The sequence below is a fragment of the Pseudomonas sp. FG29 genome (genome assembly GCF_057809355.1).
In genome coordinates this window covers 92,692-119,365 of the sequence record NZ_JBMDJU010000015.1, presented here as the reverse complement: position 1 = coordinate 119,365, position 26,674 = coordinate 92,692, and the positions used below count along the sequence as shown (strand labels likewise).

Here is a 26,674-nt window from a genome sequence, read left to right as displayed (position 1 = left end):
GGGTTGCACCCGCCCTACGCCAATGATCGTCACCGACCCGCACCAACGTATACGACTTCCGCGCCATTTTGATCCTCGGAACATCGGAAACTGTAGGTGAACAACCGCCGGGCGCCCTACGACCGCAACCCAATCGACAAAACTCATGCCCAAGGCCTGCCAGATGACTCCCGACAAGAAAGTGAAGATCCTCGCCACCCTCGGCCCGGCGATCCGCGACGCCGCGCATATCCGCCAACTGGTGGAAGCCGGGGTCAACCTGTTCCGCCTCAACTTCAGCCACGGCGAACACGCCGACCACGCCCAGCGCTACCAGTGGGTGCGCGAGGTGGAGCGCGAGCTGAACCAGCCCATCGGCATCCTCATGGATTTACAGGGGCCAAAACTGCGCGTCGGCCGCTTCGCAGGCGGCAAGGTGCAACTGGTCAACGGCCAAAGCCTGCGCCTGGATCTGGACGCAACGCCCGGCGACGCCAGCCGGGTCAACCTGCCTCACCCGGAAATCATCGAAGCCCTGCAACCGGGCATGAGCCTGCTGCTGGACGATGGCCGCCTGCGCCTGAAAGTGACCGCCAAGCAGGCCGATGCCGTGGACACCTGTGTCATCGCTGGCGGCGAGCTGTCCGACCGCAAGGGCGTCAACGTGCCCGAGGCGGTGCTACAGCTGTCGCCGCTGACCGAAAAGGATCGCCGCGACCTGGCGTTCGGCCTGGAGCTGGGCGTGGACTGGGTGGCGCTGTCGTTCGTGCAGCGCCCGGAAGACATTATCGAAGCCCTTGAGCTGATCGGCGGCAAGGCCTTCCTGATGGCCAAGATCGAAAAGCCCTCGGCGGTGCAGCATCTCGAAGAAATCGCCCGCCTGTGCGACGCCATCATGGTCGCGCGCGGTGACCTGGGCGTGGAGGTACCGGCCGAGAACGTACCGCGCATCCAGAAAGATATCGTGCACACCTGCCGCCAACTGGGCCGCCCGGTGGTCGTGGCGACGCAGATGCTCGAATCGATGCGCTTCTCCCCCGCACCGACCCGCGCTGAAGTCACCGACGTGGCCAACGCCGTGGCCGAAGGCGCCGATGCCGTGATGCTGTCGGCCGAAACCGCCTCTGGCGACTACCCGCTGGAAACCGTGCAGATGATGAGCAAGATCATCCGCCAGGTGGAGAACGGCCCGGACTACCAGAGCCAGCTCGACGTCGGGCGTCCGCAGGCCGAAGCCACCGCCAGCGACGCCATCAGCTGCGCCATCCGCCGTATCAGCGCGATCCTGCCGGTGGCGGCATTGGTCAACTACACGGAATCCGGCAGCTCCAGCCTGCGCGCCTCACGTGAACGACCGAAGGCGCCAATCCTCAGCCTCACCCCGAGCCTGACCACCGCCCGCCGTCTGACCGTGGCCTGGGGCATCTACTCAGTGGTCAACGAACGCCTACGCAGGGTCGAGGAAGTCACCAGCACCGCGCTGGAAATCGCCCAGGTCCAGGGCATGGCCAAGCGCGGCGAAACCGTGGTGATCACCGCCGGTGAACCCTTCGGCCAGCCCGGCAGCACCAACAGCCTGAGGATCGAAACGCTGCATTGAGCAGCCCCTTAGGGTACGCCGTGCACACCTTCTGTACGGCGCACCCTACGTAACGCCTCCAAGCGACACGGACAGCTCCCCTCTCCCGCGTGTGGGGGAGAGGGCTCTTGGCGCAAACATCATGCCTCCACTACCAACCTCACACCCTGCCCTGCAAAGCCTGCGCGCCCTGCTCAGCGGCTTCGCCCAGATATTCCTGCAGCAACACCCTGGCTGCGGCCTGCTGGTGCTGATCGCCATCCTGATCAGCGCCCCTGACCTCCTACCCGGCGCCCTGCTCGGCGGTCTGACCTCAATGCTGCTCGCACAACGTTGCGGCTACCCGTCAACGGACATCACCACCGGTCTGTACGGCTACAACGGCATCCTGCTCGGCCTGCTGCTCAGCCTGAAACTGCCGTGGACGCCGCTGCTGCCGGTACTGATCATCGCCAGCGCCGCCCTGTCCTGCCTGCTGCTGGCCCCCTGGATGAGGTGCATGCGCAAAAATGGCTGGCTGCCCGCCTTCACCTTTCCCTTCGTGCTGCTGGGTTGGCTGCTGGCCCTCATCGTCCCGCTCGAGCTGCACGCTGTGTCGCCCAGCCATACCGCCGAGGTGCCGGAGCTGAACCTCCTGCAAGTGATGCTCGCCGTGGTGCGCGGCATCGGCCAAGTCATCTTCCTCGACTCGCCACTGGCCGGCCTGTGCCTGCTGATCGGTTTGCGCCTGGCCGACAGCCGTACGGCGCTCTGGGCATTGCTCGGTTCCAGCAGCGGACTGGCCCTGACGCTGGTAAACGGCTGGCCCAGCGACGCCGCCCTGGCCGGCCTCTACAGCTACAACGCCACCCTCGCCGCCATCGCCCTGACCCAGATCCATCGCTGCCCATGGGTTCCCGCGGTGGGCATCCTGCTTGCCCTGATCCTGCAACCCGGCTTCAGCGCTCTGGGCCTACCCGCGCTGACCATGCCCTTCATCCTCGCCTGCTGGCTGATCAAGGCTGGCACCTCGCGCTGGCGGGCTGCGGCCAAAGCCTGCGCGCCGGTCAGGCGTTAGAAGACGTTTCCCTGGCAACCGATGTCGCTGCCACGACTGGCTCACGCATTCGACCCTGCTAGCGTGCAGGATCTCTTCAGCCCCTTATCGAGCGAGAACAACATGCTGCACAGCATCAAGCAAGGCATCACCCTGGACGAACTGGAACTGGCCGGCACCCTCGAAGACATCGGTGTCGAAATGCTCGACGGCGACAACGCCATGTTCGCCCTGACCACCTTCGCCACCGAAGACGAGTCGGTCAGCGCCGGCTACTTTGGCGTGCGCCGCAGCCGCTTCCGCCTGCCCTACACCTTCCACGAACAGGCGGTGGTGACCCTCGGCGAAGTGAAGATCACCAACGAGGCCACCGGCGAAACCGCGCACTACAAGGCCGGTGATTCCTTCTTCGTCGCCAGCGGCATCAATACCCTCTGGGAAGTCGTGAGCGACAGCTTCACCAAGCACTACCTGGCCGTGGACTGAAACGACCGATGTTCAGAAGGTGACGCCGGCCACCAGCGCGATATTGCTGTAGGGCCGGCACTCGCCGGTGCGGATCTGCACCCGCGCCGTGCGGCAGGCAGCCTTGAGTTCGTCATGGCTGACCAGTTGCCGCTCACCCAGCTCGCCCGCGGCAGTCAGCGCCTCGATGGCCTCCAGGGCCAGGGGCGCTACCTCCAGGGTTTCGCGGGCCAGCAGATGGCCCTGCACCTGCATTTCGCTGAGCACCACCTTGAGCGTGGTGACGAAATCCGGCACGCCGGCGGTCAGCGCCAGGTCGATGCAGGGGGTGCCAGGCGGTATCGGCATGCCGGCATCGCCGATGACGATGACATCGCCATGACCGAGCCTAGCGATGGCGGCGGAGAGTTCGGCGTTGAGCAGCGGTGTCTTCTTCATGCGGGCAACTCGTGACGATGGGGAATCGAGGGTTGTGCGCCAGGCCGGGTAACGGCCAGGGCGGCGGCCTGTTGGCCAAGAGCGATGGCCGCTTCCAGGTGCATGCCTTCGGCCAGGCCGGCGGCGAAACCACCGACGAAGGTGTCGCCAGCGGCCGTGGTGTCCACCGCGACCACCGGCGCCACGGGTACGTGCAGATGGCGAGTGGCATCGGCATACAACACGCCCTGGCGACCCAGGGTGATCAGCACGCGCCGGGCGCCGGCCTCGAGCAAGCGCTGAGCCGCGCGCAAGGCCGTTTCCGGGGAGTCCACCGGCAGGCCGGTCAACAGCGCGGCCTCGCTTTCATTGGGGATCAGGTAATCGACCAGGCCGTACCAGTGCGCCGGCAATGGGCCAACGGCCGGTGCCGGATTGAGGATTACCGTGCGCCCCAGCGCATGGGCGCGGGACAAGGTGGCCTCGACGGTCGCCGCCGGCACCTCCAGTTGCGCGATCACCACCTCGGCATTGGCCAGCAGCGCCTCGTGGCGCTCGACGCGCGCGGGGCTCATCTCGCCGTTACCGCCGGCGACGATGACAATGGCGTTCTGCCCGGCGTCATCCACCAGAATGGAGGCGATACCAGTCGGCACCCCGGCGGCCACTTCAACCGCACTGCAGTCGATCCCCTCGGCCAGCAAACCGTCACGCAGCTCGCTGCCGTAGGCGTCGTCGCCCACGCAGCCCAGCATCGCCACACGCGCACCGAGGCGCGCGGCCGCCACCGCCTGGTTGGCACCCTTGCCACCGGCAGCTGTGAAGAAGCCGTGCCCGGCCAACGTTTCCCCGCCAACCGGCAGGCGCGGCGCGCGCACGATCAGATCCATGTTCAGGCTGCCGACTACCACTACGTTCGCTTGCATTGCAGGTGTTCCTCTCCGTCGAGCACCAGGCGGCGGGCCTGGCGCTCGATCATGCGTCAGGCGCTGCGCTGGACTCGCGCAGCACCAGAATGGGTTCGATCAGTTGCTGGCTGACGGCCAGGCCTGGGGTACGGATGCGCTCCAGCAGACGCGCAGCCACTTGCTCGCCGAGCTGGCCGATGCACTGGCCGACCGTGGTCAGCGCCGGGTGCAGGTAGCGGCTGACTTCGATGTCGTCGAAGCCCACCACCGACAGTTGCTGAGGCACCTGCAACCCGCGTTCGGCGGCGGCGCGCAGCACGCCCAGGGCGATCATGTCGTTGCCGGCGAAGATCGCCGTGGGCCGCAGCTCGGCACTCAGCAGCGTCTGCGCGGTAGCGTGGCCGGCCGGGCTGGTAAACGGGCAGTCGACCACCGCCTGGGCCTCGATGCCGGCCTCGGCCAACGCGCGCTGATAACCCGCTGCGCGTAGCTGAGCCACCTGGGTGCTGGCCGGGCCGCCGATGCAGACGATGCGCCGATGCCCCAGCTCCAGCAAATGACGGGTGGCGAGATAGGCGCCCTGTTCGTGATCGACGCGCAACTGATCGGCATCGACGCCGTCCAGCGAGCGGTCGACCAGCACCAGCGGCACGCGCAGATTGGCCAGCGCCTCGGCGAAGGCCGCGTCGCTGGCCACGGTGGCGACGATCAGCCCGTCGATGCGCCGCTCCAGCAGTACGCGCAGGTAGCGCAGCTGCTTGTCGATGTCATCGTCGGAGTTGCACAGGATCACGCTGTAGCCATTGCGCTCGGCGTGATCCTCGATGCCACGGGCCAGCTCGGCGAAGTACGGGTTGCTGGCATTGGGCAACAGCAGTCCGAGGGTGCCGGTGGCGCGCACCCGCAGCGAGCGGGCCACGCCGCTGGGTACGTAACCCAGCTCGGCAATGGCCGCCTCGACCTTGCTACGCACCTGGTCGCTCACCGGCCGAGTGCCGTTCACCACGTGCGACACCGTGGTGAAGGAAACCCCCGCCCGCGCGGCGACATGCTTGATGGTTGCCATGCGCGATCAGGCCCGGCGCTTGGCGCGGTAGCTGCGATAGGTGTCGAGGATCACCGCGATGACGATCACCGCACCGGTGATGATGCGTTTGGTCGGCTCGGTAGCGCCGATCTGCGCCAGGCCGGCGGCCAGCACGGAAATGATCAGCACGCCGAAGAAGGTGCTGATCACCGAGCCACGCCCGCCCATCAGGCTGGTGCCACCGATCACCACGGCGGCGATCACCTGCAGCTCCAGGCCGGAACCGGCGTTCGGGTCAGCCGCTTCCAGGCGGGAAATCTGGAACAGCGCCGCCAGACCGGCGAGCAGCCCCATCAGGGCGAACACGGAAATCTTGTACGGCTTGGGGTTGATGCCGGCCAGGCGCACAGCCTCTTCATTGGTGCCGATGGCGACCAGATAGCGACCGAACACGGTGCGGGTCAGCAGCAGGTGGGCAGCAGCGATCACCAGCAGCGCGATGACGAACGACGGCGAGATACCGGCAGTGAATGGCGTCGACAGCCAGGCGTAGGCGTCACCGATGTAAGCAGTGCGCGAGTCGGTGAGCTGGTAGGCCAGGCCGCGCGCCATCTCCAACACGCCGAGGGAGACGATGAACGACGGAATACCCCAGGCCACGGTGATGATCCCGGTGACGCTGCCGGCCAGTGCCGCGCAGGCCATGCCCAGCAGCGCGGCCGGCAGGATGCCCCAACCGAAGCCGAGAGTGGCGACGCTGACCACGGCAGCAGCGAGCGCCAGTACCGAACCCACCGACAGGTCGATGCCACCGATGATCAGCACCAGGGTCATGCCCACTGCCAGCACCATCAGATCCGGAATCTGGTTGGCCAGGGTGGTGAAGGTCGCGTAGGAGAGAAAATGGCTGCTCAGCGAAGAGAACAGCACGATCATCGCCAGCAGTGCACCGGCCAGGCCGAGATAAGTGCCCAGGCCCTGGTGCGTGCCACTGCGCTTGCTGGCGGTGGCGGACGAAGTGGTCATCGGGAAAGCTCCTGTAACGGGGGAACAGCCTCGCCAAGCAAGGCATCACGGCTGCGATAGCCGGCGAAGGCGGCAGCCAGCAGGCGATCCTGGCTCCAGTCATCGCGGTCGAAGGTTTCAATCAGGCGTCCGGCCGACATCACGCCGATGCGGTCGCAGATCAGCATCAGCTCACGCAGGTCGCTGGACACCACCACCAGGGCCTTGCCCTGGCGTGCCAGCTCACCGAGCAGGCCGTAGATTTCGAACTTGGCGCCCACATCGATGCCGCGGGTCGGCTCGTCGAACAGCAGCACCTGGCAGTCGCGCTCCAGCCAGCGGCCGATCACCACCTTCTGCTGGTTGCCGCCGGACAGCTCGCCCACCGCCTGGTGCGCGCCATTGCAGCGAATGCGCATGGCATCGATCTGCCGCTGCGCCAGAGCCTGTTCGGCCGCCGGGCGCATCAGGCCGTGCCTGGACACCGTCGGCATATTGCCCAGCGCCAGGTTGGCGGCGATTGGCTGGCCTAGCAGCAGGCCTTCACCCTTGCGGTCTTCGGTGATCAGCGCGATACCGTTGCGCACCGCTTCGGCGGGCGAACGCACCTGCACCGGCACCAGCGGATTGCCGATGGCCACCTCGCCACTGTCAGCGCGGTCGGCGCCGTAGATCAGGCGCAATAGCTCGGTACGGCCGGCGCCGATCAGCCCGGAAATGCCGTAGATCTCGCCAGCGCGTACGCTGAACGACACGTCGTCGACCTTGCCACGGCGGCTCAGATTCTTGATCTGCAGTAGCGGCGCGCCGATCTGCCGCTCGCCCAAGTCGATGGCTTCGCCAACCTCACGGCCGACCATCAGGGTGACCAGCTCGTCGCTTGAGTAGCGGTCGATGGGCTCCACCGCCACCAGTTGGCCGTCGCGCAGCACGGCAACGCGCTGCGCCACCTTGGCCAGCTCTTCCAGGCGATGGGAGATATAGACGATGGCCACACCGGCGTCGCGCAGGCGCTGGATCTGCTCGAACAGCAGATCGACCTCGCGGGCGGTGAGCATGGCTGTCGGCTCGTCGAGCACCAGCACGCGGCACTCGCCAATCAGATTGCGGGCGATCTCCACCATCTGCTGGTGGCCGACGCCCAGCGCTGCCACCGGCGTATCCGGGTCGATGGCCTCCAGGCCGACCCGCGCCATGGCCTCGCGCGCCATTTCGCGCAGGCGGCCACGGGCAATCCAGCCGCCGCGGCTGGGCAGGTTGTCGAGAAACAGGTTCTCGGCCACGGTCAGCGTCGGCAGCAGGTTGAGCTCCTGCAATACCATGCGCACGCCAAGGCGCTCGGCCTCGCGGCGGCTGGCCGGTGCATAGGGCTGGCCGAGAAAGCTCAAAGAGCCCGTGGTCGGTTGCTCCAGCCCACAGAAAATCTTCGAGAGGGTACTTTTGCCGGCGCCGTTCTCGCCGGTCAGCGCCAGCACTTCACCGGCGCGCAGCTCCAGCTCGACCCCGCCCAGCACAGGCTGGACGTAGGTCTTGCCGATATCGCGAGCGGCGAGAACGGTCTCGCCGCCGGTTACCGCATGGATCACGGCTTGGTCACGAGTTCGACGGGGGTTTCGATCACGCCGTCTTTGGCACCGGTAGGCTCACCCTTGACCAGCTTGAGCGCCGCTTCGATACCGAACACCGCCTGGCGAGCCGCGAACTGGTCGGCGGTGGCGAGTACGCGACCGTCCTTGAGCATCGGCTTGATGGCGTTGATGTTGTCGTAACCGACCACCTGCACCTGATCCTTCTTGCCAGCGGCACGCACCGCCGATACGGCGCCGAGAGCCATGCTGTCGTTGCCGGCCAGCAGCGCCTTGAGGTTCGGGTACTCGTTGAGCATGGCCGAGGCCACGGCGTTGCCACGGTCGATTTCCCAGTTGCCGGACTGCACGCCGACGATCTTCATACCGGCCGCTTCCATCGCATCCTTGAAGCCAGCGGTACGCTGCTGGGCGTTGGTGGTGGTGGACACGCCTTCGATGATGCCGACTTCGTCACCAGCCTTGAGTTTTTCCTTGGCCAGGTATTCACCGACCAGGCGCGCGCCCTTGCGGTTGTCCGGGCCTACGAAGGGCACGTCCAGACCTTTGCTCTTGACCACATCCGGGTCGAGGCGGTTATCGATGTTGACCACCTTGATACCGGCATCGCTGGCTTTCTTGATCACCGGCACCAGCGCCTTGGAATCAGCCGGTGCGATGACCAGGGCATCGACCTTGGCGACGATCATCTGCTCGACGATGCGAATCTGCGCCGAGGTATCGGTCTCATCCTTGATGCCGTTGGCGATCAGCTCGAACTGATCGGGGTGTTCTTTCTGGTAGGCCTTGGCGCCATCTTCCATGGTGCGGAAGAACTCGTTGGCCAGGGACTTCATCACCAGCGCGACGCGAGGCGGCTCGCCTTCGGCGGCATGGGCACTGGAGAAACTGACAAGGGCAGCGGCGCCAAGGGCAATGGCGGCGCACAGACGGGCAGGACGGAAACCGGACATGAGGGAGCACTCCGTGGTTATTGTCGTTTTTATCGTCACGCAAACGTTTGCGAGACACTGAAATTATGAAACGGCTGGAGGATTGTCAAATTTTCGCAATGCCGGAGCGCATTTCCTGCCCCGAAGGGCATCGTCATACAGGGATCAGCCCGTATCGCCACCTCCCCCTCTTCCGGCTCCGATCACTTGCCCTTGCAGCGTCGTCCTGCCTAGGCTTGCCCCTCGCACCATCAGGAGAACCATGCCGTGGACAAGGGCCAGACCTGGCGCCAGCGCCTGTACATCATCATCTTCGAGACCAGCACCCGTGCCGGGCAGCGCTTCGACAACTGGCTGCTGCTGGCCATCCTCACCAGTCTGGTGGTGGTGATGCTCGACAGCATCGAGCGCTTTCACACTCAGCATGCCGGCTTGTTCAGCGCACTGGAGTGGGGGTTCACCGCGCTGTTCGCCATCGAATACGGCCTGCGCCTGTATTGCTCGCCCAAACCACTGCGCTACGCCTTCAGCTTTTTCGGCCTGGTCGATCTGCTCGCCGTATTACCGGCCTTCCTGGCGTTGATATTCGTCGATGCGCAATACCTGATGATCGTCCGGGTCATTCGCATGGTGCGTATCTTCCGCATCCTCAAGCTGCGCCAGTACCTGACTCAGGCCAATTTCCTGCTGGTGGCGCTGCGCGGCAGCAAGCAGAAGATCATCGTATTCCTGGTCACAGTCTCGACCCTGGTCACGGTGTTCGGCGCCCTGATGTACGTGGTCGAAGGCCCGGCCAATGGCTTCACCAGCATCCCCATCAGCATCTACTGGGCAGTGGTAACACTGACCACCGTGGGCTTTGGCGACATCACTCCGCAGACGCCCGTAGGACAGATGCTGGCCACGATGGTGATGATCACCGGTTATTCGATCATCGCCGTGCCTACCGGTATTTTCACCGCCGAACTGGCCACGGCGATGCGCCAGGAGGAGCAGATGGTTCACGACTGCCCGCACTGCCACAAGCCACGCCACGAGCACAGTGCGGCCTTCTGCAACCGCTGCGGTAGCCCGCTGTTCAAGCGCCATGGCGAGGACAACGTCTGAGCCCGGCTCGGCCGCACGACACAGAATGAAGCAAAACCGATGGGCCATGGCGTGGTCTTAAAGGCGCTCAACGAGCTATAAAACCGCCTTTTTGACTGGAACGGAGCCCATGGCCGAAACCTCCACTGCCCCCGCCAAAGCCGCCTGGACAGGCCTCATTCTTGGCCCAGCGCTATTGCTGCTGTGCCTGCTCACCGAGCCACCGGGCGGCCTGTCCGAGGCTGCCTGGGCCACCGTCGGGCTGACCTTGCTGATGGCCACCTGGTGGTCGACCGAAGCCATCCCGATTCCCGCCACCTCGCTGCTGCCGATCCTGCTGATCCCGGCGCTGGGCATCGACAGCCTCAACGCGGCGACCGCACCTTATGCCAACCCGACCATCTACCTGTTCCTCGGCGGCTTCGTCATCGGCCTGGCGATGGAGCGCTGGAACCTGCACAAGCGCATCGCGCTGATGACGCTGCTCGCGGTGGGCAGCAAACCCACTCGCCAGGTAGCCGGCTTCATGTTGGCCACGGCCTTTCTCAGCATGTGGGTGAGCAACACGGCCACCACCATCATGATGTTGCCCATCGGCCTCTCGGTCGTCGGCCTGCTGGCCGGCGAGCAAGGCACCAGCTCGGTGGAGCGCGAACGCTTCGCCACCGCGCTGCTACTGGCCATCGCCTATGCCGCCAGCATCGGTGGCATCGCCACGCTGATCGGCACACCGCCCAATGCCCTGCTCGCAGCGTTCCTGGCAGAGAACTACGACGTGGAAATCGGCTTCGGCCAGTGGATGCTGATCGGCCTGCCGGTGGCGAGCCTGATGCTGGTGTTCACCTGGTGGTGGCTGACCCGTGGCGGCTTCGCCCTCAACGGCCACGACAGCCATGCGCTGATTCGCCAGGAACTGGCCGAACTCGGCCCGCTCAGCCGTGGCGAAAAACTGGTGGCGCTGGTGTTCGTGACCACCGCCCTGGCCTGGGTCTTCCAGCCGCTGATCGCCGACCAAGTGCCGGGGGTGAACGACACCAGCATCGCTATCGCCGCTGCGCTGGCCCTGTTCATCATCCCCGTGGACGCCGGCAAGCGCGTGTTTCTGATGGACTGGGAAAGCGCCGGCAAACTGCCCTGGGGCGTACTGCTGTTGTTCGGTGGTGGCCTGGCACTGGCCGCGGTGATCCGCAGCACCGGGCTGGCCGAGTGGATCGCCCAGGGCCTCGGCAGCCTCGGCGCGCTGCCCATCCTGGCGATGATCGGGCTGGTGGTGCTGGTGATCATCTTCCTCACCGAGGTGACCTCCAACACCGCCACTGCTGCTGCCTTCCTGCCGCTGCTCGGCGCGCTCGCAGTGTCGCAGGGCATGCCCGCCGAGCTGCTGGCGATTCCTGCTGCCATCGCCGCCAGTTGCGCCTTCATGATGCCGGTGGCGACGCCGCCGAATGCCATCGTGTTCGGCACCGGGCATATGAAGATTCAGTCGATGATCAAGGCCGGCTTCGCCCTCAATCTGTTCGGCGTGCTGCTGGTAACGCTGCTCAGCTATCTGCTGGTAGGACTGATCTGGGCGCATTGACCCCTCCACGAAAAACGGCGCCCGTGGGCGCCGTTTTTCATGGAGGGCGGGTGAAACCCGCCAGAACCTAGGCGGCGAGTTGTACCCGCCCTACCCCTCAACGGTTCTGGTAGTGCCGAAACAAGCTCGGTGGGATGCCGCTGCTATCGGTTTCACGCCACGGCCCACCGGCCTGTGGTGACCAACCCCAGCCACCCTCGAAGCGATAGAAGATGCGTTCGCGGTAGTACAGATCACGCGCGCCCTCGACCACATAGACGCCCAGCGCCGGGCTCCAGTGGCTTTTCACGCCGGGTGGCGGCGCGTAGCGCGGGTGCGCAGGTTGCTGCACCGGCGGCAGTTCAGCGACTGACGAAGCTGGCTGCTGCAGCACGCAGCCGCTGAGGCCGAAGCCAAGCACGCAGAGCAGCGCCAGGCGCTTCATTGCGCCTGGCCGTCGCGGCTGTCGATCACCACTGCCTGAACCTCACGCGCGGTGTTCGACACCGGGCCAAGCTTGCCGATCCATTCGCCCTGGGTGGCATTGCCGGCATGCGAGACGCGCGCCACCAGTTGCACCTGCTCGAAGCGCGACAGTTTCAGCTCCGGCATCATCGCATCGACATCGGACAGGCTGACCTGCGCCGGCAGCTCGGACACCTTCAGGCGCTTGACCGCCAGCGGCATCGGCGGGCCACTGAGGGCACGGGCGAAGATGAATACGGCATCGTCCGGCTGCACCTGCGCCTGCACCTCGGGCGCCAGCGAGACGCTGACCTCCAGGGCATACACCTTGGCCGCAGGCTCGGTGGTGGCGCTGGCCTGCTCACCCTCGCCCATCTGCTGACGGGCACGCTCGATGCCACCAGCGATGGCGGCACGCGACGGATCCTGCTCGGGCAATACGGCAACCAGACGTTCCCAGTAACGCACCGCATCGGCATAACGCTGGCTTTCGTAGGCAGCGATGCCAAGCAGGCCGAGGCTGGTGACCTCCTGAGCATCGGTTTTCAGGGCCTCGTCGGTCAGCGCCTGCAACTGCGCATTCCACTGCTTGCCGTTGGCGAAGTACAGGGCCTGGGCCCACTGTCCGAGCAGCTCGGGCGCACGGCCTGCCAGGCCCACCGCTTTCTCGAAGGCGTTGGCGGCGTCGGTTGCGCGATCCTGAGCCATGTAGGTACGGCCGAGGAAGTACCAGGCTTCGGCGGACTCCGGCTGCTCCTGTACCGCACGCTCCAGGCGGGCGGTCATTTCGCCGATGCTCTGCGGTTGTTGCGCCGCCATCTCGCGCGCCTGCTGCAATGGCTCCAGCGCGCCCCAGTGCATATACAGCCCCACACCAAGCACTGGCACCAGAATCGCAGCCAACAGCGGAATCTTGCCGCCCAGTACGCTGCTGCGGCGCTGCACGCCTTCGGTATCGGTGAGCAGTTCGCGAGCCGCTTCGGCGCGGCCGGCTTCCAGCTGCGCGTCATCGAGCACACCGCGCTGATGCTGCGTTTGCAGCTCCTGCAGGCGTTCCTGATACAGGGTGACGTTGAGGGCGGTACGGTCTTCCTCGGCCTGCAGCTTGCGCACGCGCAGCACGGGGATCAGCAGGAACGCCAGGGCAGTGAGCAACAGCAGCCCGGCGGGCAACCAGAAATCGATCATCGGTCTTTCTTGTCCTGAGAGGCTTGTTCGAGCAGTGCGGCAAGGCGCTGCTGTTCGTCAGTGCTGAGGCCATTGTCCGGGCGTGCCTTCTGGCCACGGCGGCGCAGGACGATCACCCCGAGCACGCCAAAGCCAATCACCAGCAGGCCGGCCGGGCCATACCAGAGCAGCAGGGTGCGGCTGGTTACAGGCGGGTTGTAGAGGACGAAATCACCGTAGCGTGCCACCAGGAAGTCGATGATCTGCGCATCGCTCTTACCGGCTTCGAGCATCTGGTAAACCTCGTTGCGCAGATCCATGGCGATCGGCGCATTGGAGTCGGCGATGTTCTGGTTCTGGCATTTGGGGCAACGCAGCTCCTCGACCAGGGTGCGATAACGCTCGCGCTCCGCCTCGTTGGCGAACTCGTAGGTGTCGATGGCGGCGTGGGCGCTGGCCAACAGTCCCAGCGCCAGACCGGTGGCGATCAACAGACGCTTCATGGCTGAGCCTCGTCGACCAGTTGCTGGTAGACCGGGGCCAGCTGTTCGCGCCAGATGCGCTCGTCGATAGCACCGACGTACTTGTGGCGGATGATGCCCTTGGCGTCGATGAAGAAGGTTTCCGGCGCGCCGTACACACCCAGATCCAGACCGAGCGTGCCCTTGGCGTCCTCGATATTGAGCTGGTAGGGGTTGTGAAGATCGCGCAGCCATTTTTGCGCGGGCTCACGCTCGTCCTTGTAGTTGATGCCATGGATCACCACGCCGGCTTCGGCCAGCTTGTTCAGCACCGGATGCTCATGGCGACAGGCCGGGCACCAGGTGCCCCAGACGTTGACCAGGGCTGGCTTGCCCTTGAGGTCGTCCTGGGTCAGGGTGCGCGATGGTTCGGTCACCGACGGCAGACTGAACGCCGGGAACGGCTTGCCGATCAATGCCGACGGCAACTCGGACGGATCGAGGAACAGCCCGCGATAGAGGAACACGGCGACCGCCAGGAACGCCAGCAGCGGTAACAGCAATAACAGACGTCTCATGCGGTAGCCTCCATGCCCAACGCTTCGCGCACGCGGGTTCTGACCTTGATGCGGTAGCGCTTGTCGGCAGCGGCGAGCAGGCCACCGAAGGCCATCAGCAAGCCACCGAGCCAGATCCAGCGGACGAAGGGCTTGATATGGATGCGCACGGCCCAGGCCCCCTGCTCCAGCGGCTCGCCGAGGGCGACGAAGAGGTCACGGGTGAAGCCGGCATCGATGCCCGCCTCGGTCATGGTCGCCTGCTGCACGGTGTACAGGCGTTTTTCCGGGTGCAGTACCTTGATCTGCCGCTCGCCGTCGAAGACGCGCACCGTGCCCTTGTCGGAAATGAAGTTGGGGCCTTCGAAGTGCTCGGCTCCATCGAACTGGAAGCGATAGCCGCCCAGCTCCACCGAATCGCCCGGGGCCATGCGCAGGTCGCGCTCATAGCTGCCCAGGCTGGTCAGCACCACGCCGAGGGCGCAGAAGGCGAAGCCGAAGTGCGCCAGTTGCATGCCCCAGTAGCTGCGACCCAGGCTTGGCAGGCCCTTGAGCAAGCCTTTATGACGGGTCTTGTCGAGCACGTCGCGCACGCCGGCCAGAACCACCCAGAAGGCCAGCAGGCAGACGGCCAGCACCGCCCAGTGGAAGTCGCCATGCAGGAAAGTGGCGATCAGCGCCAGCACCACGCTGGCCACCAGTACAGGGGTCAGCATGCCGACCAGCCATTTCAGCGGAGTGTCCTTCCAGCGCACCAGCACACCGACGGCGATCACCGCCATCAGCAGGCCCATCAGCGGCAGGAACAGAGCGTTGAAGTAAGGCGGGCCGACTGACAGCTTGGCGCCGGTCAGGGCGTCGAGCACCAGCGGGTAGAGGGTGCCGAGCAGGATCATCGCGGCGGACACCACCAACACGATGTTATTGACCAGCAGCAGCGTCTCGCGCGACCACAAGCCGAAGCCGACCTGGCTACGCACCACCGGCGCACGCAGGGCGAACAGCGCCAGCGAGCCGCCGACTACCACCAGCAGGAAGGCGAGGATGAACACGCCACGCTCCGGGTCGGTGGCGAAGGCATGCACCGAGGTCAGCACGCCGGAGCGAACCAGGAAGGTGCCGAGCAGGCTGAGGGAGAAGGCGGCGATGGCCAGCAGCACGGTCCAGCTTTTGAACACGCCACGCTTCTCGGTCACCGCCAGCGAGTGGATCAGTGCGGTACCCACCAGCCAGGGCATGAACGAGGCGTTCTCCACCGGATCCCAGAACCACCAGCCGCCCCAGCCCAGTTCGTAGTAGGCCCACCAGGAGCCCAGGGCAATGCCGATGCCGAGGAAGGCCCAGGCAACGATGGTCCAAGGCCGGGACCAGCGTGCCCAGGCGGCGTCCAACTTGCCGCCGAGCAATGCGGCGATGGCGAAGGCGAAGGCCACGGAGAAGCCGACATAGCCCATGTACAGCATCGGCGGATGAACGATCAGGCCGAAGTCCTGCAGCAACGGGTTGAGGTCACGGCCGTCGACCGGCACGTTGGGCAGCAGCCGCGCAAAGGGGTTGGAGGTAATGATCAGGAACAGCAGGAAGCCGACGCTGATCATGCCCATCACCGCCAGCACACGGGCCAGCATCTCTTCCGGCAGGTGGCGCGAGAAGATCGCCACGGCGAAGGTCCAGCCACCGAGGATCAGCGCCCACAACAGCAACGAGCCTTCGTGTGCGCCCCACACGGCGCTGAACTTGTAGTACCAGGGCAACGCCGTGTTGGAGTTGCTGGCTACGTAGGCGACAGAGAAATCGTCGACCATGAAGGCGTAAGTCAGGCAGGCGAAGGAGAACGCCAGGAAGGCGAACTGCCCCCAGGCCGCCGGCTGTGCCAGGCTCATCCACTGGTGATCACCACGCCAGGCGCCGATCAGCGGCAGCGTGGCCTGGACGGCGGCCAGGCACAGGGCCAGGATCATCGCCAGGTGGCCGAGTTCAGGAATCATTGCGCGTTCTCCTGCTTATAACCCTGCTTGCCGGCAGTCGCGGCATCGTGTTGCTGCTTCATTCCGCTCTTTTCCAGCGCCTGCATCACTTCCGGCGGCATGTAGTTTTCATCGTGCTTGGCCAGCACCTCGTCGGCCACCAGCACGCCCTGCTCGTTGACCCGGCCGAGAGCGACGATGCCCTGCCCTTCGCGGAACAGATCCGGGAGGATGCCGTGGTAGCGGATGGTCACCTCATGGGCGCCGTCGGTAACCACGAAGTCCACCTCCAGCGAATCGGCCGAGCGCTTCACCGAGCCCTCCTCCACCAGACCGCCAGCGCGAATACGGGTGCCTTCCGGCGCCTCGCCATTGGCGATCTGCGTGGGTGTGTAGAACAGGTTGATGTTCTGCTGCAGCGCACTGAGCGCCAGCGCCACGGCGACACCCACACCACAGAGAATGGCGAGGACGATGTACAGGCGTTTCTTGCGAACCGGATTCACTTGGACTTCTCCCGGCGCAAACGACGCGCCTCGTCTTGCAGGTAACGGCGGCGCGCCAGAATCGGCAACACCACGTTCAGCAGCAGAACCACCAGGCTGATGCCATAGGCGCTCCACACATAGACCCCGTGGGTGCCCATGGCGAGGAACTCGGCGAACGAGGAAAAGCTCATGCCCGGCCCTCCACCAGTTTCTCCACTTCGGTCTTCACCCAACTGCTGCGCGCTTCGCGCTTGAGCACTTCCAGGCGCATGCGATAGAGCAGCACGGCGCCGAAGAAGCAGTAGAAGCCCACGACTCCGAGCAGCAGCGGCAGCCACATTTCAACGGGCATGGCGGGCTTCTCGGTAAGTTTGAAAGTGGCGCTCTGGTGCAGCGAGTTCCACCACTCCACCGAGTACTTGATGATCGGAATGTTGACCACACCGACGATGGCCAGCACGGCGCAGGCCTTGGCGGCGCTGTCGCGGTTGCTGATGGCGTTGCCCAGGGCGATGACGCCGAAATAGAGGAACAGCAGAATCAGCATGGAGGTCAGGCGCGCGTCCCACACCCAGTAAGTGCCCCAGGTCGGCTTGCCCCAGATGGCACCGGTGATCAGCGCGATGAAGGTCATCCAGGCGCCGATGGGCGCGGCCTGCTGCAGGGCGACATCGGCCAGCTTCATCTTCCATACCAGGCCGACCAGGCCGGCGACGGCAAGCATGACGTAGATCGACTGGGCCAGGAATGCAGCCGGCACGTGGATGTAGATGATGCGAAAGCTGTTGCCCTGCTGGTAGTCCGGCGGTGCGAAGGCCAGCCCCCAGACCAGGCCGGCGACGATCAGCAGCACGGCGGCGATGCTGAGCCAGGGCAGCCAGCGGCCACTCATCTCATAGAACCACTTGGGCGAACCCCACTTGTGAAACCACGTCCAGTTCATTCAGATCGCTCATCATCTACACGTAGCCCGGATGCAATCCGGGAGGCTATCGAGAACTCCCGGATTGCATCCGGGCTACATCACGGTTCGTTCTTATTCGCCGACGCTGATGGTCAGGCCGGCGGCAATCGCAAAAGGTGTCAGGGTCACCGCCAGGGCAGTGAGGCTCGCAAGCCACAACAGGTGGCCGCTCGCCGGCAATCCTTGCAGGGCCGCCTGCAATGCTCCGCTGCCGAGAATCAGCACCGGGATGTACAGCGGCAGAATCAGCAGCGCCAGCAGCAGGCCACCGCGCTTGAGACCGACGGTGAGCGCCGCGCCCACCGCGCCCAGCAGGCTCAGCACCGGGGTGCCGAGCAGCAGGGAGATCAGCAGCACCGGCAGGCAACGCCCGGGCAAACCGAGCATTAGAGCCAGCAAGGGCGCCAGCAAGACCAGCGCCAGGCCGCTGAACAGCCAGTGTGCCAGCACCTTGGCCAACACCAGAAGAGGCAGGGGGTGCGACGAAAGGACCCACTGTTCCAGCGAGCCGTCCTCGAAATCACTGCGGAAAAGCCCGTCCAGCGAGAGCAGCACGGCCAACAGCGCAGCGACCCAGACCAGACCGGGAGAAAGGGTTTGCAACAATTGCGTCTCTGGCCCGACCGCCAGGGGAAACAGAGCGATGACGATGGCGAAGAACACCAGCGGGTTGGCCAGATCAGAAGGGCGCCGGGCCAGCAGGCGCATTTCGCGGCTGAGCAATTGAGTGAAGACGTTGCTCATGCGGCGTGCTGCCCCAAGTCGAGTTCGCGGTAGGTGGCCGGCTTGTGCTGCAAGCTGTGGTGAGTGGTCAGCACCACCACGCCGCCACGTTCGCAATGGCTGGCCAGGTGCGCTTCGAGCTGCGCCACGCCGTGCTTGTCCAATGCGGTGAAGGGCTCGTCGAGCACCCACAGCGGCGGCGTGTCGGCCAGATACAGACGCGCCAGGGCGACACGGCGCTGCTGGCCAGCGGACAGGGTGTGACAGGGCACATCCTCGAAACCACGCAGGCCGACGGCTTCCAGCGCCTGCCAGATCGCCTCACGGCTGGCCGGACGATGCAGAGCGCAGAGCCAGGCGAGATTCTCCTCCGCTGTCAGCAAGCTCTTGATGCCGGCCGCATGGCCAATCCACAACAGATTGCGCGCCAGCTCGCCGCGTTGTTCGGCCAGTGCCCGCCCCTGCAACAGAATGTCTCCGGCGGTCGGCTGACGCAGCCCGGCGATCAGCCGCAGTAGGCTGGTCTTGCCGCTGCCGTTGGGGCCGCTGATCTGCAGCATGTCACCGCGGTCGAGACGGAACGCCAGATGCTCGAAAAGCATGCGCCAGTCCCGCTCACAAGAGAGCGCCACGGCTTCGAGAAGAGGAACGGAACGGGTCATCGATACCTGGCAGGGTTCAAGTCGGCGATGGTTCGGCCGCTATACTGACGCGTGCCGGAAGCGCGATGCGCAACGGGGCGGCATTATACATGTCAGAGAACGACACCCGCAGTCGGCATTTTCGACAGGGTGTGAATCTGCCGCAGGCAAATCGGTCGTAGGGTGTACTGGCGAAGCCGTACACCGTCAGCTAAATGAGAGCCCATGAGCGAGATCAGCAGCCCACGCCCACTTCCCCCCGCCATTCCGGTGAGCCGTAGCACGGCGACGGCGGCGGATCTGGCCGTACGCCTGCTGCAGCCACTGGAGGGCATGCTGGCCGCCGGGGAAAGCGCCAAGGCCGAAGTGGTGGCCGTACGCGAGCAGGCGCAGACGTTCCAACTGCTACTGAAACTGACGCTCGAAGGCGGCAAGCAGACCACCCTGCAGGCCGAGAGCCCACGCCCGCTGGCGCAGGGCAGCACCCTGGTGGTCACGGCGCTGTCCGACACACGCCTGGCTCTGGCGCTGCAAGCCGGAGGCGATAAGGCGCTGACGAGCCTCGATCTGCAGCAACTCCCTCCGGGCACGCTGGTGCAGGGCAAGGTGATCAGTCGCGATGCCCTACCGATGCAAGCGACGCAACAGCTCTACCGCCTGGTGGTCAACCTGCTCAATACGCCGCTGGCCGGCAGCAAGCTGGCCATCGACAGCGCCATGCCACTGCCGGTCGGCAGCCTGCTCAGCGCTCAGGTACAGGGCAGCCAGAGCCTGGCCTTCCTGCCACTGAGCGGCCGCCTCGATCAACTGGTGCTGGGTCAGCAACTGGCCGCACAACAGAATCGTCAGGCGTCTCTGGAAGGGCTGTTCAAGGGCCTGCAAGGCCTTGCAGGTGGTGACGATGCGGTGCAGGACAGCATCGACAAACTCCTGGGCGCCTTGCCTGACAGCGGCCAGCTCAGCACAGCCAAAGGTCTGGCCAAAGCGATGGAGGGCAGCGGCCTGCTGTTCGAAGCCAAGCTGCTGCACGGGCAAACCAGTGGCCTGCCACAGGATCTGAAAGCCAACCTGCTACGACTGGTTGCACAGTTGCTGCCGCAATTGCCGGGTGGCGCCGGTACGCTGGCCGGGCTGCAAGGCGCGATCAGTCAGAACCTGCCTGCCCTGGCCCGCCAGATGCTGGGCATCAACAGCACAGGCAGCTCGGCGCGTCAGCAAGCCCTCAGCTTCCCCCTGCCCTCGCGCCTGCTGCAGAACATGGAAGAAGGCGAGGTCGATCTGGAGGCCTTGCTCAAGCTCGCTGCTGCCGCCATCTCACGACTACAGACGCATCAGCTGTCGAGCCTGGCGCAAACCCAGGTCGACGCCAACGGCAACCTGGTGACCACCTGGCAACTGGAACTGCCGATGCGCCACCAGCAGGAAATCCTGCCATTGCAGATCAAGCTGCAGCACGAGGAACAGAATGCCAAGTCGGACAAGCACGAGCAGAAGGAGCCGCTATGGCGCATCGACCTGGCCTTCGATCTGCCTCACCTGGGCCCACTGCAGGTTCGCGCGCAATTGCTGCGCGGCAGCCTATCCAGCCAGCTATGGGCCGAACGCGCCGATACCACCGCGCTGATCAATGCCGAACTGGGTCACCTGCGCGAACGTCTGCAAGCCGCCGGGCTCGAAGTCGGCGAACTGGCCTGCAGCCAGGGCATGCCGCCGCAAGGGCCGAAGACCTCACTGGAACAACGCTGGGTGGATGAAACCGCATGAGCCGCAAGTCACAGCCCGAAGCACGCCAGGCCATTGCCCTCACCTATGACGGGCAGAGCGCGCCAGTGCTCAGCGCCAAGGGCGATGACGAGCTGGCCGAGGCGATCCTGGCCATCGCCCGCGAATACGAAGTACCGATCTACGAAAACGCCGAGCTGGTACGTTTACTGGCCCGGCTGGAGCTGGGCGATGCCATTCCCGAAGCGCTGTATCGCTGCATCGCCGAGATCATCGCCTTCGCCTGGTACCTGCAGGGCAAGCGGCCACCGGGATTCAAGGAAGACGGCGAGCGTGACGTGACGCCAAGCCTTCCTCTTCTTCGCGGGCCGAGCCACTGAGCGAAGCAAACCGGGCGCAATAGGCTGCGGAACTGACTGTCGGCAAGGACATCGAAGCGCCTGCAGGCAGCTTCAATTCGATTGACTGGCGCGAGGTTGATGCAGGCGGCTGATCAGTTCAGCTTCGGCCTTGCTCAGGCCACAGGACTGGGTCAGGTCATCGACACTGGCCCCCATGCCCACCAGGCGCGCAGCCTGGGTGAAGGACAGGCTGTTGGGATCGCGCTGCTCGATCTGACTGACCTTGTCCGGTAACGGCGCCACGATACGACGCAGTTCGTGCAACTCCTCGCCCATGCGAATGCTACCGGTCAGGTAGGCATCGAGGCGTTTGCCCAGCTCGCGAATCCGCGCATCGCGCGCGGCGTCACGCCTGGCCTGCTCCGCCAACAGCCGCTGCTGATTGCGGTACAGGCCGTTGCAGACGATGCCCAATGCCACGCACAGCAGCGCCACGAAGGCCAGGGCCGCAGCAAGCATGGCAAACTCGGACATGGCTCAGATGCTCTCCAGCTCCGACCACTCTTCCTCGGACATCATCTTGTCGAGCTCGACCAGGATCAGCAGTTCGCCGTTCTTGTTGCAAACGCCCTGGATGAACTTGGCCGTCTCGTCGTTACCGACGTTCGGCGCCGTTTCGATCTCGGATTGGCGCAGGTAAACGACCTCGGCGACGCTGTCGACCAGGATGCCGACCACTTGCTTGTCCGCCTCGATGATGACGATACGGGTGTTGTCGGTCACCGGCGCGGAGCCCAGGCCGAAACGCTGGCGCGTGTCGATCACCGTGACCACGTTACCGCGCAGGTTGATGATGCCCAGCACATAGCTCGGAGCCCCCGGAACCGGTGCGATCTCGGTGTAGCGCAGGACTTCCTGTACCTGCATCACGTTGATGCCATAGGTCTCGTTGTCCAGGCGAAAGGTCACCCACTGCAGAATCGGATCTTCGGCACCTTGTGCAGAACTTTTCTTCATGTCCCTAGCCTCGTCAAAAACCGCTCAGTGCGGCACGCGCGGATTACACCCGCTTGTCATCAACTATAGAGCCCGTTGGCACGAGCCCACCAATTCTTAATGCAGTTTTCCGCCATTGAGGTGCTTGGCACCCCCACTGGCAATCAGTTCGGCAAGCGCCGCCACATCGAGCAGCGCACACATGTGTTCGATCACCGTACCCGCCAGCCAGGGGCGTTGCGTGCGCTGGCTGCGCCACTTGACCTCACTGGGGTCAAGGCGGATGGAGCGACTGACCTGATGCACTGCCAACCCCCACTCGTAGCCCTGCACGGAAATCACGTACTGCAGGCCTTCACGGAAGTCGTCACGGTAACGATCGGGCATGACCCAGCGCGCGGTATCCAGCACCTTGAGGTTACCGGCCTGGCTGGGCAGGATGCCGAGGAACCAGTCGGGCTGGCCGAACAGCGGCGTCAGCTCCTGCCCTTCCAGCGGGTAGATGGAACCCAGGCAAATCAACGGAACCGCCAGCGTCAGCCCGGCAACGTCGAACAACAGGCATTCGAATGGCTCCTCAGCCCAGCCGGGACGCCCGTCAGCATCGAGGGCGGTCTGCAGCGGCGTGATCTCGGCAACCGGTGCCACCAGCGGCGGCGCCTCTTCGATCACCGGAGTCGGCACGATCACTTCAGGGGCAGTGACCTGCACCTGCGGCGCGGCCACCACCGGCATCGCAACCGGCTGAACCAGGCGCGCATCACGCACCTGCTCCTCGAGTACGGCAGCCTCGAACTCATCGATATCGACGGACTGTTCGAGCTCAGCAGCCGCTTCCTGCAGCAGGCCGTCCAGATAGGACTGCAGGGCCAGTTGGGAGCGCGTGGCAGTAGCGAGGTTACGACTCATGGGTGAACACCGTGATCAAGGCCTGTACAGCCTATCGGCAGGAATGTGGCTCGACTTGAGTGCAGTTCAACACAGACGCGCATATCAGGCTACCTGCGCGGCGGGCTGATGGCTCAGCAGATGCTTGAGCAAGGCGCGGTAGGCGATCACGCCACGGCTGCCCGCGTCGAACTGCGAAGGCGTGCGCCCTGCCCGACTGGCATCGCGCAAGCGCGTATCGACCGGAATATAGGCCGGCCAGAGATGATCGGGGTAAGTATTGCGCAAGACTTTCAGGGTGCTCATCGAGGCCTGGGTGCGGCGGTCGAACAGCGTCGGCACGATGGTGTATGGCAGCGCCTGCTTGCGCGAACGATTGATCATGGTCAGCGTGGTGATCATGCGCTCCAGCCCCTTGACCGCGAGGAACTCGGTTTGAACCGGGATCACCAGTTGCTGACTCGCCGCCAGGGCATTGACCATGAGCACGCCGAGCAGCGGCGGACTGTCGATGACCGCGTGATCGAAATCCTCCCACAGCTGCGCCAGGCTTTTGGCGATCACCAGGCCCAGGCCGCTCTGCCCCGGCGACTGACGCTCCAGCGTCGCCAGCGCAGTGCTCGAGGGCAACAGGGAAATGTTCTCGTGGCTGGTGCCATGCAGCAATTGCTTCGGCAGCCCCTGCGGCACGTTGCCCTGATGCAGGAACAGGTCGAAACAGCTGTGCTCCAGCGTATCCGGGTCATGGCCGAAATAGCTGGTCATGGATCCGTGCGGATCGAGGTCGACGACGACGACACGCTTGCCGGCATCCGCCAGCAGACCCGCCAGTGCGATGGACGTGGTGGTCTTGCCGACACCACCTTTCTGATTGGCTACTGCCCAGACTTTCATCTTTTCTCATCCTCCCGGCGTGACGCATGCAGACCGAGAATGGCTGTCGACCGCCGCAACGGCGCGACTGGGATTTGACGGTTCACGGTTGTGCGGCCCCCTGCTCTGGCGCTTTTGCAGGTTGCGTGCCAGCTCCGCCTTGGCTTGCAGCGGTACTACCGCTGTTACGGCGATTGTCCAGGTCACGCGAGATCACCAACACCACCCGACGATTACGGGCACGCCCTTCGGCTGTCGAATTGTCCGCAACCGGCTGAAATTCACCATAGCCCACCGCAGACAGACGGACAGGATTGACCCCGTCCATGGCGAGCATGCGCACGATGCTTGCCGCTCGCGCCGAGGACAGCTCCCAGTTGGTCGGATACTGGGGCGTCTGGATCGGCAGGTTGTCGGTGAACCCTTCCACCTTCACCGGATTTTCATAGGGTGCCAGAATCTTGGCGACCTTCTCGATGATGTCGAATGCCTGATTGTTCGGCAAGGCATCGCCGCTGGGGAACAGCAGGCTGGAACTGAGTTCGAGCTCGATCCACATCTCGTTGCCGCGAATATTCAACTGATCACTCTGGATCAGGTCACCGAAGGCATCACGCACGCTGGAGGCAATGCTGCGCAGCGTACTGTCGGTCACATCCTTGTCGTCCTCGTTCATCGTCGCCCGTTCGGGATCGCCGGTACGCGGGCGTTCCTCACCGATAGGAATGGGTTTGATCGAACGATCCGGCTGGTTGAACACGCCCGTCAGGGTGTCCGAGAGAATCTTGTACTTGCCCTCGTTGATCGAGGAGATGGAGTACATCACCACGAAGAAGGCGAACAGCAGCGTGATGAAATCCGCGTAGGACACCAGCCAGCGCTCGTGATTCTCGTGCTCTTCCTGATGCCGTCTGCGGGCCATAGTGCCTCCATCAATCCATGAAGCCTTGCAGCTTCAATTCGATGGAACGCGGGTTCTCACCCTCGGCGATGGAGAGAATGCCCTCGAGCAGCATTTCCCGGTAGCGCGACTGGCGCAACGCAATGGACTTGAGCTTGTTGCCAGCCGGCAGCAGCAACAGGTTGGCGAACCCGACACCGTAGATGGTGGCGACGAAGGCCACGGCGATGCCACTACCCAGCATGCTGGGGTCGGCCAGATTGCCCATCACGTGGATCAGGCCCATCACCGCACCGATGATGCCGATGGTCGGCGCATAACCGCCCATGCTCTCGAACACCTTGGCAGCCTGAATATCACGGGCTTCCTGGGTGTAGAGATCGACCTCGAGGATGCTACGGATGGATTCCGGCTCAGCGCCATCGACCAGCAACTGCAGCCCCTTGCGCGCATAGGCGTCAGGCTCGGCGTCAGCCACCGACTCCAGACCGAGCAAGCCCTCCTTGCGCGCCACCATGCTCCAGCCGACGACCCGGTTGATACCACCGACCAGATCGATGCGTGGCGGGAAGAAGATCCAGCGCAACACGCCCACAGAACGCTTGAACGTGCTGATCGGCGTCTGCAGGAAAGCCGCGCCGAGCGTACCGCCGAGCACGATCAGCGCTGCCGGACCATTGAGCAGCGCCGAGGCTTGTCCGCCTTCGAGATAGTTGCCCCCGAGAATGGCGACGAACGCCAGAATGACGCCGATTAGACTCAGGACATCCATGCATGACCGCCCGGCTCAGGTTTCATCACTGACAGGCCTCGGCCAGATGTCGGCCGATGTCGTCGAGCGAATAGACCGCATCGGCCAGATCAGCCTTCACCACTGCCATCGGCATGCCGTAGATCACGCAGCTGGCTTCGTCCTGGGCCCATACCTGGCTGCCGTTCTGCTTGAGCAGGCGTGCACCTTCACGGCCATCGGCGCCCATGCCGGTGAGCACCACAGCCAGCACCTTGTCGTTGAACGACTTGGCGGCAGAGCCGAAGGTGATGTCGACACAGGGCTTGTAGTTGAGACGCTCGTCACCAGGCAGGATCTTCACCGCACCGCGACCGTCCACCATCATCTGCTTACCGCCAGGAGCCAGCAGCGCCAGACCTGGGCGCAGGATGTCGCCGTCCTCGGCTTCCTTGACCTGGATGCGGCAGAGCTTGTCCAGGCGCTCGGCAAAGGCCTTGGTGAAGGCTGCCGGCATGTGCTGGATCAGCACGATCGGCGCCGGAAAGTTGGCCGGCAGTTGGGTCAGCACGCGCTGCAATGCAACCGGGCCACCGGTGGAAGTACCAATGGCGACCAGCTTGTAGGCCTTGCGGCGTGGTGCCGGCGAATTACTACTGGCACTGGAGGCACCACCTGCAGCCGACACAGTACGCGCAGGAGCGGCCGGCGCCGGCGTGCGAACAGGCGTAGCGCTGCGACTTGGCGCAGGCGTCGGGCTAGTGACAGCCGGTGCCGGTGTGGCAACCGCAGAACTGAAGCGACGGTTGCTGCGTGCAATGGAATGCACCTTTTCACACAGCAGTTGCTTGACCTTCTCCGGGTTACGCGAGATGTCCTCGAAATTCTTCGGCAGGAAATCCACCGCCCCGGCATCCAGCGCATCCAGGGTGACACGTGCGCCTTCATGGGTGAGTGAGGAGAACATCAGCACAGGCGTCGGGCAACGCTGCATGATGTTACGTACAGCCGTGATGCCATCCATCATCGGCATCTCGTAATCCATGGTGATCACGTCTGGCTTGAGCGCCAGCGCCTGATCGATGGCTTCCCGTCCGTTGGTGGCCGTCCCGACCACCTGAATGCTGGAATCGGCAGACAGAATTTCCGAAACACGCCGGCGAAAGAAGCCGGAGTCGTCTACTACCAAGACCTTGACTGCCATAAACACTC

The 26,674-nt window shown here is 64.5% G+C and carries 30 protein-coding genes; 7 read left to right on the top strand and 23 right to left on the bottom strand.

Going from position 1 to position 26,674, the window contains the following annotated elements:
- Window positions 1-163 precede the first annotated feature (163 nt).
- The 3 genes from pyk to ACODS1_RS16285 all read left to right on the top strand — a co-directional run bounded on the left by pyk (window position 164) and on the right by ACODS1_RS16285 (window position 3,080).
- The gene (gene pyk, locus ACODS1_RS16295; protein WP_489086487.1) at window positions 164-1,579 is read left to right on the top strand and encodes a pyruvate kinase; all 1,416 of its coding nucleotides are present in this window, start codon (window positions 164-166) and stop codon (window positions 1,577-1,579) included.
- Between the two features lie 121 nt (window positions 1,580-1,700).
- Complete coding sequence (locus tag ACODS1_RS16290; RefSeq protein WP_489086483.1) at window positions 1,701-2,615, top strand: urea transporter; 915 nt, start codon at window positions 1,701-1,703, stop codon at window positions 2,613-2,615.
- Window positions 2,616-2,717: 102 nt separating this feature from the next.
- Window positions 2,718-3,080 carry a cupin domain-containing protein gene (locus ACODS1_RS16285; protein WP_489086482.1) on the top strand — a complete coding sequence of 121 codons (363 nt, stop codon included), beginning with the start codon at window positions 2,718-2,720 and terminating at the stop codon, window positions 3,078-3,080.
- A 12-nt stretch (window positions 3,081-3,092) separates the two neighbouring features.
- Here ACODS1_RS16285 and rbsD read toward each other — a convergent pair whose 3' ends face one another.
- From rbsD to ACODS1_RS16255, 6 genes are read right to left on the bottom strand one after another with little or no spacing between them, the layout of a single operon-like run.
- Complete coding sequence (gene rbsD / locus ACODS1_RS16280) at window positions 3,093-3,497, bottom strand: D-ribose pyranase (protein ID WP_322978225.1); 405 nt, start codon at window positions 3,495-3,497, stop codon at window positions 3,093-3,095.
- Window positions 3,494-4,402: a ribokinase gene (gene rbsK / locus ACODS1_RS16275; RefSeq protein WP_489086481.1), complete on the bottom strand. Its 909-nt coding sequence runs from the start codon at window positions 4,400-4,402 to the stop codon at window positions 3,494-3,496. Before rbsK ends, rbsD begins: the two co-directional genes overlap by 4 nt.
- Window positions 4,403-4,451: 49 nt before the next feature.
- On the bottom strand, window positions 4,452-5,450 hold the full coding sequence (locus ACODS1_RS16270; RefSeq protein ID WP_489086480.1) for a LacI family DNA-binding transcriptional regulator: 999 nt from the start codon (window positions 5,448-5,450) through the stop codon (window positions 4,452-4,454).
- Window positions 5,451-5,456: 6 nt separating this feature from the next.
- The gene (locus ACODS1_RS16265) at window positions 5,457-6,437 is read right to left on the bottom strand and encodes an ABC transporter permease (RefSeq protein WP_489086479.1); all 981 of its coding nucleotides are present in this window, start codon (window positions 6,435-6,437) and stop codon (window positions 5,457-5,459) included.
- Window positions 6,434-7,999: a sugar ABC transporter ATP-binding protein gene (locus ACODS1_RS16260; protein ID WP_489086486.1), complete on the bottom strand. Its 1,566-nt coding sequence runs from the start codon at window positions 7,997-7,999 to the stop codon at window positions 6,434-6,436. The genes ACODS1_RS16265 and ACODS1_RS16260 overlap by 4 nt, the downstream gene beginning before the upstream one ends.
- A complete protein-coding gene (locus tag ACODS1_RS16255; RefSeq protein ID WP_489086478.1) occupies window positions 7,999-8,955 on the bottom strand; it encodes a sugar ABC transporter substrate-binding protein in 957 nt (318 codons plus the stop codon). Before ACODS1_RS16255 ends, ACODS1_RS16260 begins: the two co-directional genes overlap by 1 nt.
- 246 nt (window positions 8,956-9,201) lie before the next feature.
- Between ACODS1_RS16255 and ACODS1_RS16250 the strand changes: the two genes are divergently transcribed.
- Complete coding sequence (locus tag ACODS1_RS16250; protein ID WP_489086477.1) at window positions 9,202-10,041, top strand: ion transporter; 840 nt, start codon at window positions 9,202-9,204, stop codon at window positions 10,039-10,041.
- A 109-nt stretch (window positions 10,042-10,150) separates the two neighbouring features.
- Complete coding sequence (locus ACODS1_RS16245) at window positions 10,151-11,599, top strand: SLC13 family permease (protein WP_489086476.1); 1,449 nt, start codon at window positions 10,151-10,153, stop codon at window positions 11,597-11,599.
- A 97-nt stretch (window positions 11,600-11,696) separates the two neighbouring features.
- Here ACODS1_RS16245 and ACODS1_RS16240 read toward each other — a convergent pair whose 3' ends face one another.
- From ACODS1_RS16240 to ccmA, 10 genes are all read right to left on the bottom strand, one after another.
- Window positions 11,697-12,023, bottom strand: a complete 327-nt coding sequence (locus ACODS1_RS16240) for a hypothetical protein (RefSeq protein WP_489086475.1) — start codon at window positions 12,021-12,023, stop codon at window positions 11,697-11,699.
- Window positions 12,020-13,231: a c-type cytochrome biogenesis protein CcmI gene (ccmI, locus tag ACODS1_RS16235; protein ID WP_489086474.1), complete on the bottom strand. Its 1,212-nt coding sequence runs from the start codon at window positions 13,229-13,231 to the stop codon at window positions 12,020-12,022. Before ccmI ends, ACODS1_RS16240 begins: the two co-directional genes overlap by 4 nt.
- Window positions 13,228-13,713, bottom strand: coding sequence for a cytochrome c-type biogenesis protein (locus ACODS1_RS16230; protein ID WP_489086473.1), 486 nt, complete (start codon window positions 13,711-13,713; stop codon window positions 13,228-13,230). The genes ccmI and ACODS1_RS16230 overlap by 4 nt, the downstream gene beginning before the upstream one ends.
- Window positions 13,710-14,249 carry a DsbE family thiol:disulfide interchange protein gene (locus ACODS1_RS16225; protein WP_322978236.1) on the bottom strand — a complete coding sequence of 180 codons (540 nt, stop codon included), beginning with the start codon at window positions 14,247-14,249 and terminating at the stop codon, window positions 13,710-13,712. Before ACODS1_RS16225 ends, ACODS1_RS16230 begins: the two co-directional genes overlap by 4 nt.
- Window positions 14,246-16,216, bottom strand: coding sequence for a heme lyase CcmF/NrfE family subunit (locus tag ACODS1_RS16220; protein WP_489086472.1), 1,971 nt, complete (start codon window positions 16,214-16,216; stop codon window positions 14,246-14,248). The genes ACODS1_RS16225 and ACODS1_RS16220 overlap by 4 nt, the downstream gene beginning before the upstream one ends.
- Complete coding sequence (gene ccmE, locus ACODS1_RS16215; protein WP_489086471.1) at window positions 16,213-16,701, bottom strand: cytochrome c maturation protein CcmE; 489 nt, start codon at window positions 16,699-16,701, stop codon at window positions 16,213-16,215. Before ccmE ends, ACODS1_RS16220 begins: the two co-directional genes overlap by 4 nt.
- Window positions 16,698-16,874 (bottom strand): heme exporter protein CcmD, encoded by a 177-nt coding sequence (gene ccmD / locus ACODS1_RS16210; RefSeq protein WP_322978239.1) that lies wholly within the window; start codon window positions 16,872-16,874, stop codon window positions 16,698-16,700. Before ccmD ends, ccmE begins: the two co-directional genes overlap by 4 nt.
- Complete coding sequence (locus ACODS1_RS16205) at window positions 16,871-17,626, bottom strand: heme ABC transporter permease (RefSeq protein WP_322978240.1); 756 nt, start codon at window positions 17,624-17,626, stop codon at window positions 16,871-16,873. The genes ccmD and ACODS1_RS16205 overlap by 4 nt, the downstream gene beginning before the upstream one ends.
- Before the next feature lie 93 nt (window positions 17,627-17,719).
- On the bottom strand, window positions 17,720-18,391 hold the full coding sequence (gene ccmB / locus ACODS1_RS16200; RefSeq protein WP_268178220.1) for a heme exporter protein CcmB: 672 nt from the start codon (window positions 18,389-18,391) through the stop codon (window positions 17,720-17,722).
- Window positions 18,388-19,032: a cytochrome c biogenesis heme-transporting ATPase CcmA gene (gene ccmA / locus ACODS1_RS16195; protein ID WP_489086470.1), complete on the bottom strand. Its 645-nt coding sequence runs from the start codon at window positions 19,030-19,032 to the stop codon at window positions 18,388-18,390. Before ccmA ends, ccmB begins: the two co-directional genes overlap by 4 nt.
- Window positions 19,033-19,236: 204 nt before the next feature.
- On the opposite strand from ccmA, the gene fliK reads away from it, so the two are divergent.
- Both fliK and ACODS1_RS16185 read left to right on the top strand, forming a co-directional pair.
- Window positions 19,237-20,775 (top strand): flagellar hook-length control protein FliK, encoded by a 1,539-nt coding sequence (fliK, locus tag ACODS1_RS16190; protein ID WP_489086469.1) that lies wholly within the window; start codon window positions 19,237-19,239, stop codon window positions 20,773-20,775.
- Entirely contained in the window at window positions 20,772-21,113 is a 342-nt protein-coding gene (locus ACODS1_RS16185; RefSeq protein WP_322978243.1) for an EscU/YscU/HrcU family type III secretion system export apparatus switch protein, read from the top strand. Before fliK ends, ACODS1_RS16185 begins: the two co-directional genes overlap by 4 nt.
- A 72-nt stretch (window positions 21,114-21,185) precedes the next feature.
- On the opposite strand, the gene ACODS1_RS16180 is transcribed toward ACODS1_RS16185, so the two are convergent.
- The 7 genes from ACODS1_RS16180 to ACODS1_RS16150 all read right to left on the bottom strand — a co-directional run bounded on the left by ACODS1_RS16180 (window position 21,186) and on the right by ACODS1_RS16150 (window position 26,666).
- Window positions 21,186-21,608, bottom strand: coding sequence for a DUF2802 domain-containing protein (locus ACODS1_RS16180; protein WP_322978244.1), 423 nt, complete (start codon window positions 21,606-21,608; stop codon window positions 21,186-21,188).
- Between the two features lie 3 nt (window positions 21,609-21,611).
- Window positions 21,612-22,091 carry a chemotaxis protein CheW gene (locus tag ACODS1_RS16175; RefSeq protein ID WP_322978245.1) on the bottom strand — a complete coding sequence of 160 codons (480 nt, stop codon included), beginning with the start codon at window positions 22,089-22,091 and terminating at the stop codon, window positions 21,612-21,614.
- 96 nt (window positions 22,092-22,187) lie between these two features.
- A complete protein-coding gene (locus tag ACODS1_RS16170) occupies window positions 22,188-22,979 on the bottom strand; it encodes a CheW domain-containing protein (protein WP_322978246.1) in 792 nt (263 codons plus the stop codon).
- Between the two features lie 84 nt (window positions 22,980-23,063).
- A complete protein-coding gene (locus ACODS1_RS16165) occupies window positions 23,064-23,852 on the bottom strand; it encodes a ParA family protein (RefSeq protein WP_322978247.1) in 789 nt (262 codons plus the stop codon).
- Between the two features lie 82 nt (window positions 23,853-23,934).
- Window positions 23,935-24,753 (bottom strand): flagellar motor protein MotD, encoded by an 819-nt coding sequence (gene motD, locus ACODS1_RS16160; RefSeq protein ID WP_322978248.1) that lies wholly within the window; start codon window positions 24,751-24,753, stop codon window positions 23,935-23,937.
- Window positions 24,754-24,763: 10 nt separating this feature from the next.
- Window positions 24,764-25,504, bottom strand: a complete 741-nt coding sequence (locus tag ACODS1_RS16155) for a flagellar motor protein (RefSeq protein WP_322978249.1) — start codon at window positions 25,502-25,504, stop codon at window positions 24,764-24,766.
- 25 nt (window positions 25,505-25,529) lie between these two features.
- On the bottom strand, window positions 25,530-26,666 hold the full coding sequence (locus tag ACODS1_RS16150) for a protein-glutamate methylesterase/protein-glutamine glutaminase (protein ID WP_489086468.1): 1,137 nt from the start codon (window positions 26,664-26,666) through the stop codon (window positions 25,530-25,532).
- Window positions 26,667-26,674 lie beyond the last annotated feature (8 nt).

Bases quoted from the DNA above. Each gene is read 5' to 3' on its own strand.
- ccmI (WP_489086474.1), bottom strand. From the start codon at position 13,231: ATGATCGATTTCTGGTTGCCCGCCGGGCTGCTGTTGCTCACTGCCCTG.
- ACODS1_RS16255 (WP_489086478.1), bottom strand. From the start codon at position 8,955: ATGTCCGGTTTCCGTCCTGCCCGTCTGTGCGCCGCCATTGCCCTTGGC.
- ccmB (WP_268178220.1), bottom strand. From the start codon at position 18,391: ATGAGCAACGTCTTCACTCAATTGCTCAGCCGCGAAATGCGCCTGCTG.
- ACODS1_RS16245 (WP_489086476.1), top strand. From the start codon at position 10,151: ATGGCCGAAACCTCCACTGCCCCCGCCAAAGCCGCCTGGACAGGCCTC.
- ACODS1_RS16150 (WP_489086468.1), bottom strand. From the start codon at position 26,666: ATGGCAGTCAAGGTCTTGGTAGTAGACGACTCCGGCTTCTTTCGCCGG.
- ACODS1_RS16285 (WP_489086482.1), top strand. From the start codon at position 2,718: ATGCTGCACAGCATCAAGCAAGGCATCACCCTGGACGAACTGGAACTG.
- ACODS1_RS16230 (WP_489086473.1), bottom strand. From the start codon at position 13,713: ATGAAGCGTCTGTTGATCGCCACCGGTCTGGCGCTGGGACTGTTGGCC.
- rbsD (WP_322978225.1), bottom strand. From the start codon at position 3,497: ATGAAGAAGACACCGCTGCTCAACGCCGAACTCTCCGCCGCCATCGCT.
- ACODS1_RS16205 (WP_322978240.1), bottom strand. From the start codon at position 17,626: ATGAACTGGACGTGGTTTCACAAGTGGGGTTCGCCCAAGTGGTTCTAT.
- ACODS1_RS16165 (WP_322978247.1), bottom strand. From the start codon at position 23,852: ATGAAAGTCTGGGCAGTAGCCAATCAGAAAGGTGGTGTCGGCAAGACC.
- ACODS1_RS16175 (WP_322978245.1), bottom strand. From the start codon at position 22,091: ATGAAGAAAAGTTCTGCACAAGGTGCCGAAGATCCGATTCTGCAGTGG.
- fliK (WP_489086469.1), top strand. From the start codon at position 19,237: ATGAGCGAGATCAGCAGCCCACGCCCACTTCCCCCCGCCATTCCGGTG.
- ACODS1_RS16265 (WP_489086479.1), bottom strand. From the start codon at position 6,437: ATGACCACTTCGTCCGCCACCGCCAGCAAGCGCAGTGGCACGCACCAG.
- motD (WP_322978248.1), bottom strand. From the start codon at position 24,753: ATGGCCCGCAGACGGCATCAGGAAGAGCACGAGAATCACGAGCGCTGG.
- ACODS1_RS16225 (WP_322978236.1), bottom strand. From the start codon at position 14,249: ATGAGACGTCTGTTATTGCTGTTACCGCTGCTGGCGTTCCTGGCGGTC.
- ACODS1_RS16220 (WP_489086472.1), bottom strand. From the start codon at position 16,216: ATGATTCCTGAACTCGGCCACCTGGCGATGATCCTGGCCCTGTGCCTG.
- ACODS1_RS16180 (WP_322978244.1), bottom strand. From the start codon at position 21,608: ATGTCCGAGTTTGCCATGCTTGCTGCGGCCCTGGCCTTCGTGGCGCTG.
- ACODS1_RS16240 (WP_489086475.1), bottom strand. From the start codon at position 12,023: ATGAAGCGCCTGGCGCTGCTCTGCGTGCTTGGCTTCGGCCTCAGCGGC.
- ACODS1_RS16290 (WP_489086483.1), top strand. From the start codon at position 1,701: ATGCCTCCACTACCAACCTCACACCCTGCCCTGCAAAGCCTGCGCGCC.
- ccmA (WP_489086470.1), bottom strand. From the start codon at position 19,032: ATGACCCGTTCCGTTCCTCTTCTCGAAGCCGTGGCGCTCTCTTGTGAG.
- rbsK (WP_489086481.1), bottom strand. From the start codon at position 4,402: ATGCAAGCGAACGTAGTGGTAGTCGGCAGCCTGAACATGGATCTGATC.
- ACODS1_RS16155 (WP_322978249.1), bottom strand. From the start codon at position 25,504: ATGGATGTCCTGAGTCTAATCGGCGTCATTCTGGCGTTCGTCGCCATT.
- ACODS1_RS16270 (WP_489086480.1), bottom strand. From the start codon at position 5,450: ATGGCAACCATCAAGCATGTCGCCGCGCGGGCGGGGGTTTCCTTCACC.
- ACODS1_RS16170 (WP_322978246.1), bottom strand. From the start codon at position 22,979: ATGAGTCGTAACCTCGCTACTGCCACGCGCTCCCAACTGGCCCTGCAG.
- ACODS1_RS16185 (WP_322978243.1), top strand. From the start codon at position 20,772: ATGAGCCGCAAGTCACAGCCCGAAGCACGCCAGGCCATTGCCCTCACC.
- ccmD (WP_322978239.1), bottom strand. From the start codon at position 16,874: ATGAGCTTTTCCTCGTTCGCCGAGTTCCTCGCCATGGGCACCCACGGG.
- pyk (WP_489086487.1), top strand. From the start codon at position 164: ATGACTCCCGACAAGAAAGTGAAGATCCTCGCCACCCTCGGCCCGGCG.